This is a genomic window from Chryseobacterium nakagawai (assembly GCF_900637665.1).
GTDB lineage: Bacteria > Bacteroidota > Bacteroidia > Flavobacteriales > Weeksellaceae > Chryseobacterium > Chryseobacterium nakagawai.
The window spans coordinates 2,174,406-2,187,590 of the sequence record NZ_LR134386.1; the positions used below are offsets into that span (position 1 = coordinate 2,174,406).

Annotated in this window: 16 protein-coding genes and 1 riboswitch; of the genes, 6 read left to right on the forward strand and 10 right to left on the reverse strand. The window is 35.2% G+C overall.

From position 1 onward, the window contains the following. Positions 1–160 precede the first annotated feature (160 nt). The 4 genes from EL260_RS09895 to EL260_RS09910 all read right to left on the reverse strand — a co-directional run bounded on the left by EL260_RS09895 (position 161) and on the right by EL260_RS09910 (position 4,239). Positions 161–1,036, reverse strand: coding sequence for a LysR family transcriptional regulator (locus tag EL260_RS09895; RefSeq protein WP_123860117.1), 876 nt, complete (start codon positions 1,034–1,036; stop codon positions 161–163). An 80-nt stretch (positions 1,037–1,116) separates the two neighbouring features. Beyond that, entirely contained in the window at positions 1,117–2,424 is a 1,308-nt protein-coding gene (locus EL260_RS09900) for a voltage-gated chloride channel family protein (protein WP_185145904.1), read from the reverse strand. Positions 2,425–2,455: 31 nt separating this feature from the next. Further along, a riboswitch (Fluoride riboswitch) is annotated at positions 2,456–2,523 on the reverse strand. A 241-nt stretch (positions 2,524–2,764) separates the two neighbouring features. Further along, positions 2,765–3,604, reverse strand: a complete 840-nt coding sequence (locus tag EL260_RS09905; RefSeq protein ID WP_123860118.1) for a GLPGLI family protein — start codon at positions 3,602–3,604, stop codon at positions 2,765–2,767. Positions 3,605–3,771: 167 nt separating this feature from the next. After that, positions 3,772–4,239 carry an acyl-CoA thioesterase gene (locus EL260_RS09910; protein WP_115971082.1) on the reverse strand — a complete coding sequence of 156 codons (468 nt, stop codon included), beginning with the start codon at positions 4,237–4,239 and terminating at the stop codon, positions 3,772–3,774. A 118-nt stretch (positions 4,240–4,357) separates the two neighbouring features. On the opposite strand from EL260_RS09910, the gene EL260_RS09915 reads away from it, so the two are divergent. From EL260_RS09915 to EL260_RS09925, 3 genes are all read left to right on the forward strand, one after another. Further along, on the forward strand, positions 4,358–4,714 hold the full coding sequence (locus tag EL260_RS09915; RefSeq protein ID WP_123860119.1) for an arsenate reductase family protein: 357 nt from the start codon (positions 4,358–4,360) through the stop codon (positions 4,712–4,714). Then, positions 4,711–5,058, forward strand: a complete 348-nt coding sequence (locus tag EL260_RS09920) for a hypothetical protein (protein WP_123860120.1) — start codon at positions 4,711–4,713, stop codon at positions 5,056–5,058. The genes EL260_RS09915 and EL260_RS09920 overlap by 4 nt, the downstream gene beginning before the upstream one ends. A 79-nt stretch (positions 5,059–5,137) precedes the next feature. Then, a complete protein-coding gene (locus tag EL260_RS09925) occupies positions 5,138–5,326 on the forward strand; it encodes a hypothetical protein (RefSeq protein ID WP_123860121.1) in 189 nt (62 codons plus the stop codon). A 54-nt stretch (positions 5,327–5,380) separates the two neighbouring features. Here the strand turns inward: EL260_RS09925 and gcvT are convergent, their stop codons facing one another. Genes gcvT through idi form a run of 3 tightly spaced genes read right to left on the reverse strand, consistent with a single transcriptional unit; the run spans position 5,381 to position 7,449 of the window. Then, entirely contained in the window at positions 5,381–6,457 is a 1,077-nt protein-coding gene (gcvT, locus tag EL260_RS09930) for a glycine cleavage system aminomethyltransferase GcvT (RefSeq protein WP_123860122.1), read from the reverse strand. A 9-nt stretch (positions 6,458–6,466) separates the two neighbouring features. Continuing rightward, positions 6,467–6,937 carry a hypothetical protein gene (locus EL260_RS09935; RefSeq protein WP_123860123.1) on the reverse strand — a complete coding sequence of 157 codons (471 nt, stop codon included), beginning with the start codon at positions 6,935–6,937 and terminating at the stop codon, positions 6,467–6,469. Between the two features lie 2 nt (positions 6,938–6,939). Beyond that, positions 6,940–7,449, reverse strand: a complete 510-nt coding sequence (gene idi, locus EL260_RS09940; RefSeq protein WP_123860124.1) for an isopentenyl-diphosphate Delta-isomerase — start codon at positions 7,447–7,449, stop codon at positions 6,940–6,942. Positions 7,450–7,764: 315 nt separating this feature from the next. Between idi and EL260_RS09945 the strand changes: the two genes are divergently transcribed. Then, complete coding sequence (locus EL260_RS09945) at positions 7,765–8,175, forward strand: LNS2 domain-containing protein (protein ID WP_123860125.1); 411 nt, start codon at positions 7,765–7,767, stop codon at positions 8,173–8,175. Between the two features lie 85 nt (positions 8,176–8,260). Beyond that, complete coding sequence (locus tag EL260_RS09950; protein WP_123860126.1) at positions 8,261–9,220, forward strand: D-2-hydroxyacid dehydrogenase; 960 nt, start codon at positions 8,261–8,263, stop codon at positions 9,218–9,220. 75 nt (positions 9,221–9,295) lie between these two features. Here the strand turns inward: EL260_RS09950 and mscL are convergent, their stop codons facing one another. Further along, positions 9,296–9,676: a large conductance mechanosensitive channel protein MscL gene (gene mscL, locus EL260_RS09955; RefSeq protein WP_068942591.1), complete on the reverse strand. Its 381-nt coding sequence runs from the start codon at positions 9,674–9,676 to the stop codon at positions 9,296–9,298. A 245-nt stretch (positions 9,677–9,921) separates the two neighbouring features. On the opposite strand from mscL, the gene EL260_RS09960 reads away from it, so the two are divergent. Then, complete coding sequence (locus tag EL260_RS09960; RefSeq protein WP_123860127.1) at positions 9,922–11,439, forward strand: NAD(P)H-hydrate dehydratase; 1,518 nt, start codon at positions 9,922–9,924, stop codon at positions 11,437–11,439. A gap of 97 nt (positions 11,440–11,536) precedes the next feature. Here EL260_RS09960 and lgt read toward each other — a convergent pair whose 3' ends face one another. Together lgt and yidD are read right to left on the reverse strand one after the other, a co-directional pair. Continuing rightward, a complete protein-coding gene (lgt, locus tag EL260_RS09965; protein WP_123860689.1) occupies positions 11,537–12,385 on the reverse strand; it encodes a prolipoprotein diacylglyceryl transferase in 849 nt (282 codons plus the stop codon). A 450-nt stretch (positions 12,386–12,835) separates the two neighbouring features. Continuing rightward, positions 12,836–13,051, reverse strand: a complete 216-nt coding sequence (gene yidD, locus EL260_RS09970) for a membrane protein insertion efficiency factor YidD (protein WP_228412940.1) — start codon at positions 13,049–13,051, stop codon at positions 12,836–12,838. Positions 13,052–13,185: the final 134 nt, after the last annotated feature.

Consider the following 13,185-nt stretch of genomic DNA (forward strand, 5'->3'; position numbering starts at 1 on the left):
TGGAAATCAACATCAATAGGGATGAGCTTTAGCCCATCTGAAAAAATAAACCCATCCATTGGCTTTAGCCAAAACCTAAAAAAATAGGGTAGCTAACATCAACATGCCAGAAATAACAGCTTTTTTGTCATAGGTAGATCTTGCTGTATACAGCTGGCAATTACTCTGCAAACCTTAAAAATAACTCGATCAACTCAGACTGTTCTCCTTTAGGCAGAATAAAATGAAAATCTCTTTCAATGCTGAAATTTTTTATGTCAATAACAGTAAGAATATTATTCTTCAACTCATTCAGAATGGTGCTGATGGAAAGAAAAGCCATGCAGTCCGAATGAAGAAGGTAGTTTTTGATACTTTCGCTGCTTCCCAATTGGATAACGGTATTCAGTTCATTGATGTTAATTTCCTTTTCCTTTAACCGGTTCTGGATAAATTCAAGAGTTCCGGAACCTTGCTCACGGAAAATAAGATTAAGCTGATAAAGGTCTTTAACATTTAGTGTTTTATGGGCTAAAGGATGATCTGACTTGGCAGCGAGAACAATTTCATCAGGTTTAAAGGTCTTATAGTCAAAGTATGAAGATTGTGATTCTCCTTCAATGATGCCAAGATCGATTTTTTCTTCTTTTAAAAGAGCAGAAATGGCTTCTGTATTTCCGGTCAGAAGTTCTATTTTAATGTCTTTATAATAAGCATTGAATTTAGCAAGGATTTCAGGTAGGATGTATTGGGCAACAGAGGTACTGGCTCCAATAATCAGTTTTCCTTTATGCTGTTGATTGATCTGGCTGATCTCAAATTCCAGATCACGGTAGATGTTTCTGATTTTTTCAGCATATTCAAACAGGATTTTGCCGCTTTGTGTTAACTGTATAGAAGTTCCTTTTCTGTCAAATAATTTGGTGCTCAGCTGAACTTCAATTTCTTTGATGTGTTTTGTAACTGCTGGCTGTGAAATATGAAGCTCCTCAGAAGCCTTAGTAAAACTCAACCTTGAAGCTACCGTATGGAAAACTTTTAACCTATAATCGAACATAACACAAAAGTACGGAATATAGTTGTATTTCTAGTAACGGTGTTGAAGAGGTTTTATGGTTCATGATGCCTGTTTAGTGGCTAAAGAAAATCCGAAATAGACCTATCCTGCTGGTTCTCATATCTCCTGTTTTTAGCTTCACCAATCTTTTGTTTGGTGTAAATACTGTTGTGTCCTGAAAGAAGGTAAGAAACCACACATGCAATGGCAATATACACACTACATTCAGCTCCAAATAATTCAATTCCCATAAGCATACAGGCTAATGGCGTATTGGTAGCTCCAGCAAATACGGCAACAAATCCCATTCCTGCTAGTAAACCAAATGGCAAAGGAATAAACAGAGATAATGCACTCCCTAATGTAGCTCCGATAAAGAACAATGGAGTAACTTCACCTCCTTTGAATCCTGCAGAAAGGGTAATGATGGTAAAAGCCATCTTTAAGGCAAAATCATACAACGGAAGCTGCTTTTCAAAAGACTCGAGAATTACTGGAACTCCAAGACCGATATACCGTGTTGTCCCCATGAGTAAAACAGCCAGAGCGATAATCATTCCTCCAATAACAGGACGAAGAGGTGGATATTTAATTTTTGATTTAAAAACAAAACTTACCCAATGAATAATTTTACTGAAAGCAGCAGCACAAATTCCAAAAGCAATTCCGGCTAAAATGCTGTATATAATTGGTAGAAACTCCAGTTTAGGGATAAAATCAATATGATAATGAGTATGTTTTACATTCCAAAGGTTAGTAGCCCAATCTGCAAGTATGGCTGATGCAAATGCTGGAAATAGGGCATTGTATCGTATTCTTCCAACCAGAAAAACTTCAAGCCCGAAAACAGCTCCAGCCAAAGGAGTTCCGAAAACAGAACCAAAGCCGGCAGCGATGGCGGAAATAATTAATATTCTTCTTTCGTTTTTATCGAGCTTAAATGGTCGGGTAAGCTGATCTGCAATAGCCCCGGCCATCTGAAGGGCCGTTCCTTCACGACCTGCTGAACCTCCAAAAAAGTGAGTAGCAATAGTTCCCAAATAAACAAAAGGAGCCATTTTGAACGGAATAATATCTTTCGGATCATGAATAGTATCGATCAGAAGATTATTTCCTGCTTCTACCTCTTTTCCCCAGTAATAATATAAAAGGCCAATTAAAAAACCAGCAACAGGAAGTAAAGCAATCAGCCATACATGGTTTTCCCGGAAGTGGGTAGCCCATTCTAATGATTGTAAAAAACCAGCCGAAGCACTTCCTACCAACGATCCAATAATAAGGCTGATGGCCAGCCATTTAAAAATATAAGGGATTGTCGGAAATTTTCTGAAGAAAAATTGAATATGAAAAACTGCTTTTTTACCAAGTGTTCGTTGATTTTTTGACATAATAATCCTGATTAGCTATTTGTTAATAATCTCTCAATCAGGCGTCATCAGCTTTTGTAAAGCGGTTGGGTAAGGAAGAACACCATTTCCTTTTGATGTTACAAAGATATAAATTATGATTAAAAGATAAAAGATAAAAGATAAAAGATAAAAGATCTTGCCGTTAAAACTATTAGCTATAATTATTATTCGGATATCAACATCAATAGAGGTGGGCTTTAGCCTGCCCTACGATAAATAACAACTCCATTTGGCTTTAGCCAAAACTTAAAAAACATCACATCACTTTCTTTCATCAGAAGACTCAATCGAAATCTATAAGAATTGGTAATATTTATATTTAGTAAATAGGATAATGTATCGCCTTATCGATCTCAATCGGATTATTGTATTTCCTGATAATTTCCTGCATGCTTTTAGTCTGAGTATTCAGCTCTTCTACATTATGAATTTCTTTTCCGTTGATGTTAATTTTCAGATCATTATTAGATTTGCTGAAATTATTTCTTTCAAAGGCGAAAGGATCATTATAAAATTCCATACTCAGCTTATATTTTTGCTTTTCATTGATAGGGATGGCTTTGTTTCCGAAATTGGATTCCAGAAAATCCTCGGTAGAGTAGTTTTCCGTAAGTTTTCTGATTTTGACAAGAGTATAAATGAAATTTTTCTTAGCATCAGATAATTCAAAGATCAAACCAGGTAATCCACGCAGTTTAAAGGGGCCCTCATTAAATGGAATCTCTTTACAAAACCACGCGGTCCAGTTTCTTCCTCCAAACTTTGTGGTTGCTTTTTGTAAGGTGTAATTTTCTATCTTTTTAGTTTCATCAGCAATCGACCAATTGATTTTATCTGTCGTTTTAAATGAATAATACCCATTTTTAATGTTGATATAATTTTCATTATCAAAAGAATTGATCTTTCTTTTTACTACTTGACCTGTCATATCAGTATAGCTGGAATTCATTCCGAATTTTTTATTCAGAGAATCCGTAGTGGCGAGACCCTTCCCATAGAATTTTACTTCTTTCGGTGTAATATCCAGAATCATATTCAGCTTTTCATAACCTATTTCCGTAGAATCCATCTTATATTGAAGTTCATAAATAAACCTGTGGGTTTGTGCCTGGGTAAAACCTGTCAATAGGATGACTACAATGGTAAGAATATTTTTCATATTATGGCTGGAATAGGTTGATACTAAATTAGATAATCCTAATTTATTGTACAATAAAATAATATGAAAAGTATATTTGGGACTTCTATTTTAATTTTGGTGTATTTTTTCAATCAATAATCATCACGGTTAAAATCCGCACTTCATATGCTTAAATCTTTCAGCTCTTATAAAAACGGCTTCATCTCATCCTCAATCTGTGTTCTTAGTTCCATCAGACGCTTGGCGTATTGTTCTTTTTGTTTGTCTTCTTCCGTTTCAGGAATCCATTTGGGAACTGGAAGCTTTTTACCATTTTCATCTACAGCAACAAAAACAATGATGCAGTGAGTTTTTTTATCAAAAGTAGGCTGTTTCAGGTTTCGGGAAAAAACATTGATAGAAATATGCATACTTGAACTTCCCGTATAGATAACCTGAGCATCTACTTTTACCACTTCACCAATTTTAATAGGTTCATAAAACCGGATTCCTCCAACATATACTGTCACCGAATAATTACCACTCCAGGTAGTAGCACACGCATAGCCTGCCTGATCAATCCATTTCATAACGCTTCCGCCGTGTACATTTCCACCGTAATTCACATCTGATGGCTCCGAAATAAATTGAAAAGTAATAGGTTTGTTCTGCATCTTTATAAAATTTGAATAAAGTTATTTAATAATTTCGAAAGTTTTAGATTAAATCCTACTTTTGAAAGACGAAATAATAATGAAGTAGAATTTTAACAAATAACAGACAAGAATAACAATGAAGAAAGTATTTTATCTGAATACGTGCGATACCTGTAGAAAAATTTTAGCACAATTTGATCTTACAGACTGGGAACTACGTGAGATTAAAAAACAACCTATTACCAAAGAAGAATTAACAGAAATGCATAAACTGACGAAGTCTTATGAAGCTTTGTTTAGCAAAAAATCTACTCAGATCAAGTTAAGAGACTTAGACGTAAAGTCTTTGGGTGAAAAAGATTTTAAAGAATTGTTACTGGATCACTATACTTTCTTAAAACGCCCTGTCTTTATGACGGATAAGGACATTTTTGTAGGAAACGATAAAAATAATGTAGAGGCTTTAAGAACATTTTTTGGAGTGAGTGAATGAAATTCCTGATTTCCATATTGCTTTGTTTTGCTATCAACTTACAAGGGCAGATCGTCTATAGGACTCCTTCAGGCTCAAAGTTTCATAGCTCATCATGCAGAATGGTAAAAAATGTTTCTTCCAGCCTTCCTTTAAACAAAGCATTGGAAATAGGACTTCAACCCTGTAAAATATGTAATCCGGGTACTGCATCATCTGTGTATGGCATGGTTTCTCACCCTAAAAAGACCAGTGGAATCAATAAAGGAAACCAATGTCTGGGGATAACAAAGGCAGGGACCAGATGTAAACATTATACCCGTATCGGAAATGATTATTGCTTTCAGCACTTTCCGAAAAAATAAATTTATCTATTATTTGTGATTTGTTTTTAATGATTTAATTATTAAATAGTTAACTTTATAATGACTAAAAAATAAAATCATGACAAAAAACTTTTTACAAACGAGAAATCTTAACAGATCAGCGTTAAAAGAAATTATCGGTGGAGTAAGACCTCCTCTGGTTAATTGTTTTACCTTATGCGGACCCGCTGGAGGTGTACTTTCTAATACACCCGGAGTAGGAGATGCCTGTAGTCCGGACAGAAAGGTCTGCTGTATCTGCTATTAAAAATAAAAGAGGCCGGAATTACTTCCAGCCTCTTTTTATATTGTTAAAAAAACCTTATACAAAAGGAGCTTTCACCACTTTTGCAGGAATGTTTTTGTTTCTCACCTGGATAAAGATCTCAGAACCTAATTTAAAATGAGGCTTGTCTACATAAGCAAGACCTAACCCTATTTTCTTCATTGGAGACTGAGTTCCGGAAGTTACTTTTCCAATTACATTTCCTTCTGCATCTACAACAGGGTAGTCGTGTCTTGGAACTCCCTTATCCGTTAATTCAAAAGCTACTAATTTTCTGGTAACACCTTCCTCTTTTTGTTTTGCAAAAGTATCTTTAGAAACGAATTCTTTATCAAATTTAGTGATCCATCCAAGACCTGCTTCAATTGGAGAAGTCGTATCGTCGATATCATTTCCGTAAAGACAGAATCCTTTTTCAAGTCTTAAAGTATCTCTGGCAGCCAAACCGCAAGGAACAATTCCTTCAGATTCACCAGCCTTCATTACTTCATCCCAAAGCTTTTCTGCGTTTTCATTTTTGAAATAGATCTCAAAACCTCCGCTTCCTGTGTATCCTGTATTAGAAATAATAATATCATTTACTCCCGCAACACTTCCTACAGTAAAATTATAGTAAGGGATTTCAGAAAGGTTTACATCAGTAAGCTTTTGAAGAATTTCAGTCGCTTTAGGACCTTGAACTGCTAATAATGACATGTCATCAGAAGCGTTGGTCATTTTTGCTCCGAAAGTATTGTATTTTGAAATATGGTTCCAGTCTTTGTCAATATTGGAAGCGTTTACAACTACAAAGTATTTGTCATCCTCCATTTTGTAAACGATAAGGTCGTCTACGATTCCTCCGTTTTCGTTGGGAAGACATGAGTACTGAGCTTTTCCGTTTTCAAGAGTATCTACATTGTTAGTGGTCACAAATTGCAAAAGATCTTTAGATCCCGGACCTTCGATGAAAAACTGTCCCATGTGGGAAACATCAAATAATCCTGCTTTTTCTCTTACTGCAAAATGCTCTTCTGTTACTCCTGAATATTGTACAGGCATTTCAAAACCTGCGAAAGGTACGATCTTAGCTCCTAATGAAACATGTTTGTCGTACAAAGCTGTTTTCTTCATATTTAATTTTTATTTCTTTATTTTAAAACTGTTAAAAGTCTCATTAAATAGGGTCATATAGTTTCCGTTCCAGAATTTCTGGCCACAGTTAATGGTTACCAGATACAAATCCTTATCTTTTTGAAAAGCTCTTGTAATCCAGAAAAGTTTTTCTTTTTCATCAAAATATTCGTAGAAATACTCTGTATATCCTTTTTTACCTCTGTTTTCCTTTACCTTTTTTTCTGCATCTTCAGATTTGTAAAGCGCCAGGATGAACTTTTTCGTTTCAGCCTTGGGAAGGTTTAGGTCGTGGTACTCAGAAATAGTAATCGCTCCTATTTCACTCGTAGGGAAAATATTGATGATATCACTGTCATTGGTTGATCTCCAGCCTTCAGGAACGTTGATAGAATAGTTGGCACTATCATAAGTTGTTGCTTTTTGGGCAAAAAATAAACTTCCAGATAGGATGGCGGTTAAGAAAAGAATTTTTTTCATCGTTAAAAATGGTGTTTATATTCTTCGAGAATGATTTTGAACCATTCTGTAAAGTGTTCAGGATTTTCAGAAATTTCTTGATCCAAATCTTCGGGGGAAATAAATCTTACTTCTTCCACTTCCTCTTTATTCAGATTAAAGTCAGATTCATATTTTCCTACAAAAACATAATCAAGTTCATGTTCCCAAAGGTCACCTCCTACATCTGCTTTGTAAATAAAATTGAATTTTTCCGAAAGTTCAGCCTCAATTCCCAATTCTTCTTTTAATCTTCTTTGGGCTCCGGCCAGATAAGTTTCCCCAATTCTGGGGTGAGAACAGACAGCATTGGTCCATTGATTGGGAGAATGGTACTTTCCTGATGCTCTTTTCTGAAGAAGCATTTCGCCTTTCGAATTGAACAGGAATACAGAAAAAGCACGGTGTAACAGGCCATTAACGTGAGCTTGCTGTTTTTCCATCAAGCCCAAAACCACATCATCAGGATTTACTAAAACTACTAATTCTTCCATTTCTACAAATGTAAGTGTAATTAATGTATTTTGGAAATTTTTAGGAAAACATTATATCTTTTGAATGGAGAGGAAAGAGAATAAAAAAGCAATTTAAAATTTATGGTAAGATTCATTATCTCTCCAAATATTCTCTATTTCGATAGCTAAACTAGATTTTAAAAAGAAAAATTTTAATCATAAGGTATTAAAAGATGAATAAAATGTTTATATTATTTATTAAATAACGATTTTTATAGTAAATTTTTAATATAAACTAAGATTAATACATCTGGTAGGTATAAAAGCCTTAACTTTGTTACACAAATTTTCGTGATGGAATTAGAATACGTAGAGCATATCAGTCCTATTCTCAAGGATGGAGTTAAAAATTACTTAATCGATATAGACGGAACTATTACAGATGATGTTCCTAATGAAGAACCGGAAAGAATGGTTACTTGTGAACCATACCCTGACGCTTTGAAAACCGTTAATAAATGGTATGATGAAGGGCATCAGATCTGTTTCTTTACCTCAAGAACCGAAAACCTGAAGCAAGTCACAATCGATTGGCTGGATAAACATGGGTTCAAGTACCACAGTGTACTTTGTGGAAAGCCAAGAGGAGGTAATTATCACTGGATTGATAATCATTTGGTACGAGCTACGAGATATAAGGGAAGATTTACTGATCTGGTAGAAAAGCAAGTAACCATAGAAGTTTTCAAAGAAGACGAAGAATAAATTAATATAACGAAAGATTTAAAAATTGATTGGAGCACATCCTTTAATTTTTAAATCTTTCTACTTTTAAAACATAGTTGTATTTATGAAAGTTTTAGCTAATGACGGCCTGGACCAATCTGGAATTGATGCATTAACAGAAAAAGGATTCGAGGTGATTACTACAAAAGTTCCACAGGAATTTTTAGTAGATTATATTAACGAGCACCAAGTTCGTACTTTATTGGTAAGAAGTGCTACACAGGTGAGAAAAGATATTATTGACGGTTGCCCATCGCTCGAAATCATTGGAAGAGGGGGTGTAGGAATGGATAATATTGATGTAGATTATGCAAGAGAAAAAGGAATACATGTTATCAATACGCCGGCGGCTTCTTCGGAATCAGTGGCTGAACTTGTTTTTGCCCATTTGTTTTCCGGAGCTAGATTTCTTCAGGATTCCAACAGAAAAATGCCTTTGGTAGGAGATACAGAATTTGCTGGCCTTAAAAAAGCATATGCAGCAGGAATTGAGCTAAGAGGAAAAACCATCGGAATCATTGGGATGGGAAGAATAGGCCAGGAAGTCGCAAGAATAGCTCTTGGACTTGGGATGAGAGTGGTTGCCGCAGATAATAATGTAGGAAAAGCAAGTATCAAAGTAAAGTTCTACAACAATCAGTTCATCAATGTAGATATAGAAACGGAACCATTACAGGAAGTTTTGAAGCATTCAGATTTTATTACCCTTCACGTTCCGGCTCAGAAAGACGGATATATGATTGGTAAGAGTGAGTTTGAAATCATGAAAGATGGAGTGGCTATCGTTAACTGTTCCAGAGGAGGAGTGATTGATGAATCTGCTTTAATTGAAGCTTTAGATTCCGGTAAAGTAAGATTTGCAGGACTGGATGTTTTCATCAATGAGCCAACACCTTCTAAAGAAATTTTAAACCATTCTAAAATATCCCTGACGCCACATACAGGTGCTTCTACGCTTGAAGCTCAGGATAGAATCGGCCTTTCTCTGGCAGATCAGATTTCTAGCATTTTACAGATCCAATAATCAGATCCATAAGATAAAAGCAAAAGCACCTTCTGCATGAAGGTGCTTTTATATTGTAAACCGTTAATGAACAGATTATATATTGTTTTTACTTTTCAGTAAATCTCTGATTTCAGCCAATAGCTTTTGATCGTCTGTAGGTCCTGCTGGAGCCGGAGCTTCTTTTTTGTTAACTTTATTAGCTCCTTTAATGATAAAGAAAAGAACCATAGCAATACACAGAAAGCTGATCACTGCAGACAGAAAGTTTCCGTAAGCCACACCATTCCAGGTCAGTTTAGCTATATTTTCTGCTCCCGCTGCTTTAAGAGCCGGGTTTAAGATCAAAGGGGTGATAACATCTTCAACCAAAGACGAAACAATTTTACCAAATGCTGCACCAATGATTACACCGACAGCAAGATCGAGAACATTTCCTTTAAAGGCAAACTCTTTAAATTCCTTAACAAATCCCATAATTTATATTTTTTTAATTAGTATACACACAAAAATATAATTAAAAAACGTAAAAAACACTACTTTTTATAGTTTTTTATTCCAAAAAAGAGGACTTTTATTCTAAATTCATATTATCTGTTTTAATAGAAATTGTAACTTTATCCTTATATTTTATCTCATTAATGATGTCCATGTATTTTTGTTATATGGGCTTTATCATAATAAAATATCTTTTATAATTTATTTAAAAGTCAGATGTAGTTATGAAAATATTCACTGCTGAACAAATTCGAAGCTGGGACCAATTTACGATTTCTCATGAACCCATATCTTCTATTCAATTGATGGAAAGAGCTTCAACAGTTGTAGCGAATTGGATATCTGAACATTGTAAGGTTCATAGAAAGGCCGTTTTGTTTTGCGGTAATGGTAATAATGGCGGTGATGGGTTGGCAGTGGCAAGAATGCTTTATCTGAAAGGATTTGATGTAGATGTATTTGTTAATGATCCTAAAGGAAAATTCTCAGAAGATGCTTCCGTAAACCTTGAAAGATTAAGGGAAATTTCGGAGATTTCTGTTCGAAAGTTTGATGAGGTGGAGCATTATCCTCTTGATGATAACACAATTATTATTGATGCGCTTTTCGGAACAGGATTATCAAGACCATTAGCTGATGGGTACAAAGAATTGGTAGATTGGATCAATAGAAAAGATACTATTAAAATTTCAATTGATGTTCCATCCGGACTTTCTACTGATGCTTTTTTTGATCGTGATTCTGTGGTTTTAAAAGCCAATTATACCCTAAGTTTTCAATGTTGGAAACGAAGTTTTCTTCATCCGGAAACAGGAAGGTATACCGGAAAAGTAATTATTCTAAATATTGGATTGAGCGAAGAATATCATGAAAATACCGAGACTGATTATTGGGTGACTGATGACTCTTTTGCGGTATCACTTTTCAACCCTAGAAATGAATTTGCCCACAAAGGAAATTATGGTAAAGCAATTATTATAGGGGGAAGCTATGGTAAGATGGGAGCAGCAGTACTGGCCACAAAATCTGTTTTGAAAACGGGGGCCGGACTTACTTTTGCATTAGCTCCCCAGTGCGGATATGAGGTGTTGCAAACCTCCTGCCCGGAAGCCATGTTTATAGAAGGAGGGCAACAGTTCATTAGCGATTTTAATATAGATAAGGAGAATACCATAGGGATAGGTCCCGGCTTAGGAAACCATAAGGATACTCAAACGGGGCTTTTGAAGTTCCTGAAAGATTATCAGTCTCCATTGGTTTTGGATGCCGATGCCTTAAATATTATTTCTGAAGACCAGAAAAACCATCAGTTAATTCCTGAGAAATCAATTATCACCCCTCATCCCAAAGAATTTGAAAGGTTGTTTGGGAAAACGGAAAATTCATTTAAAAGATTGGAACTGGCAAGAGTGAAAGCTAAGGAACTTGGAATTTATATTGTATTGAAGGATCATCATACACAAATCATTACACCGGTAGGAGATGTTTACTATAACCTGACTGGAAATGCCGGATTGGCCAAAGGAGGAAGTGGTGATATTCTGACCGGGATTCTGACCTCACTTTTAGCACAAGGATATTCAGAAAAAAATACCTGTATTTTTGGAGTATGGCTACATGGAAAAGCCGCTGATTTTGCTGCTGAAAAACATTCAAAAGAGTCCATGCTTCCTACGGATGTTATTGATGAACTGGGAAATGTTTTTACTGAACTGAATAATAAAGTAGAGCGAAGTTTATGAACATAAATTAAAGCTTAAACGTAAAAAAGGCAAATCTGTAAATTATAGATTTGCCTTTTTTATTTTAAATCAAGATTGATTAAATGTTCTATTTATTTTATTCAGGTTTCTCGTTTTCTGCTTCCGTAATTTTAAATTTTTTGGAAACAATCATGATAATTACCCCAGCAATCATAAAAGGGATAGACAGAACCTGTCCCGTATTTAAACCACCAATCTGGATAAATTCATCACCTTGCGGTTCTTTCAGGAATTCTACAAAGAATCTGATCGCCCAAAGAATGATAAAGAATAGTCCGAATAGCCAACCTTGCTGGTACTTTTTATTTGTTTTTCTATAAAGAATCCATAATAAAATGAACAGGGCAACATATCCTACTGCTTCAAATAATTGGCTTGGATAACGGGGAACTGTAAGGCCGTATTCGCTGCTTTGTTGTGGAAATAGTAAAGCAAACGGAGAGTTTGGATCTGCTGGTTTTCCCACAATTTCAGAATTGAAGAAGTTCCCCATTCTTACAAATGCACCTCCTAAAGCTACCACGATTCCTAATCTGTCATATACCCAGAAAGGATTTTTTTTGATAATTTTATATGAGTAATAAAGAGTGGTAAGGATTAAAGCTATGGTTGCCCCGTGGCTTGCCAATCCGGAGAACCCGGTGAATTTGATGCCGTTTTTGGTACTGATGGGTAAAAATACACTCCAGAAATCTTCTTTAAACAGTTCTGGCTGATAAAAAATAACGTGCCCTAATCTTGCTCCCAGGATCGTTCCTATCAATGTCCATGTGAAAAGAGGTTCAAGGTATTTTTGGTTAACATTGTCAATCTTAAAGATTCTTGTCATTAAAATATATCCGAAACCAAATGCGAAAACAAACATTAAGCTGTAGAAGTGTAATGTAAATATCCCAATATTAATACCCTTTGAAGGGTCCCATATTTTAAAGGATGTTTTAAGTTCTACTTTATCCGCCTCAGCAATAGGCTTTGCAGACTTTACAGCATATTTGAATGTTGTGATGTTGTCTTTGGTAGGAGGCGTATTGATGAGTTTAAAGTTCTTATCAAAAAATTGATATTGAGAGTCTTTGAATCTTGCCAGTGTTGAAGCACCGTAGGTATAGTAAGCAGGCTCAAAATTGGATTCGTTGAGGATAACAAGAACATTGTCTTTAATCTCCCTGTCCGGAAATGCTGCAAGGTCTCCTAACTCTGTTGTAGAATAGATCTTTACTGGAGTATTGTTGCCATTGATATCCAAAGCCCCATCAGATAAACCTCCAGGGTACTCCTGTGCAAAAAGGCACTGGGTAACCAAAGCAAATATGACAAGGTAAATTCTGAAAAAAGTAGTACTCATTTTTCTATTGATTTAATAGTTTGTTATTTTTTATGGATGCTTATGTTTTGGCGGAACAGGATCGTAACCACTTCCTCCCCACGGATGACATCTTAAAATTCTTTTAAATCCCAGCCAGAAACCTTTAAATAGACCATGAACCCGTAAAGACTCTATCATATAATGAGAGCAAGTGGGTTCGTAACGGCAATTTTTAGGAAGTAAGGGCGAGATGAACCATTGGTAAAATTTTATCAAAATTACCATAGGAAATGTAATGATTTTATTGAATGTAAGTTTCAAAACAATGCAAAAATAGGGTAAAAAAATGAAAATTAGTTTAATTTTGTTAGAAGTTTCAGAGCATATAAATCTGAAATATTGATCTTAAAAAAAATAAA

Coding starts and splice junctions, on each gene's coding strand:
- EL260_RS09895 (WP_123860117.1), bottom strand. CDS start 1,036: ATGTTCGATTATAGGTTAAAAGTTTTCCATACGGTAGCTTCAAGGTTG.
- EL260_RS09900 (WP_185145904.1), bottom strand. CDS start 2,424: ATGTCAAAAAATCAACGAACACTTGGTAAAAAAGCAGTTTTTCATATT.
- EL260_RS09905 (WP_123860118.1), bottom strand. CDS start 3,604: ATGAAAAATATTCTTACCATTGTAGTCATCCTATTGACAGGTTTTACC.
- EL260_RS09910 (WP_115971082.1), bottom strand. CDS start 4,239: ATGCAGAACAAACCTATTACTTTTCAATTTATTTCGGAGCCATCAGAT.
- EL260_RS09915 (WP_123860119.1), top strand. CDS start 4,358: ATGAAGAAAGTATTTTATCTGAATACGTGCGATACCTGTAGAAAAATT.
- EL260_RS09920 (WP_123860120.1), top strand. CDS start 4,711: ATGAAATTCCTGATTTCCATATTGCTTTGTTTTGCTATCAACTTACAA.
- EL260_RS09925 (WP_123860121.1), top strand. CDS start 5,138: ATGACAAAAAACTTTTTACAAACGAGAAATCTTAACAGATCAGCGTTA.
- gcvT (WP_123860122.1), bottom strand. CDS start 6,457: ATGAAGAAAACAGCTTTGTACGACAAACATGTTTCATTAGGAGCTAAG.
- EL260_RS09935 (WP_123860123.1), bottom strand. CDS start 6,937: ATGAAAAAAATTCTTTTCTTAACCGCCATCCTATCTGGAAGTTTATTT.
- idi (WP_123860124.1), bottom strand. CDS start 7,449: ATGGAAGAATTAGTAGTTTTAGTAAATCCTGATGATGTGGTTTTGGGC.
- EL260_RS09945 (WP_123860125.1), top strand. CDS start 7,765: ATGGAATTAGAATACGTAGAGCATATCAGTCCTATTCTCAAGGATGGA.
- EL260_RS09950 (WP_123860126.1), top strand. CDS start 8,261: ATGAAAGTTTTAGCTAATGACGGCCTGGACCAATCTGGAATTGATGCA.
- mscL (WP_068942591.1), bottom strand. CDS start 9,676: ATGGGATTTGTTAAGGAATTTAAAGAGTTTGCCTTTAAAGGAAATGTT.
- EL260_RS09960 (WP_123860127.1), top strand. CDS start 9,922: ATGAAAATATTCACTGCTGAACAAATTCGAAGCTGGGACCAATTTACG.
- yidD (WP_228412940.1), bottom strand. CDS start 13,051: ATGGTAATTTTGATAAAATTTTACCAATGGTTCATCTCGCCCTTACTT.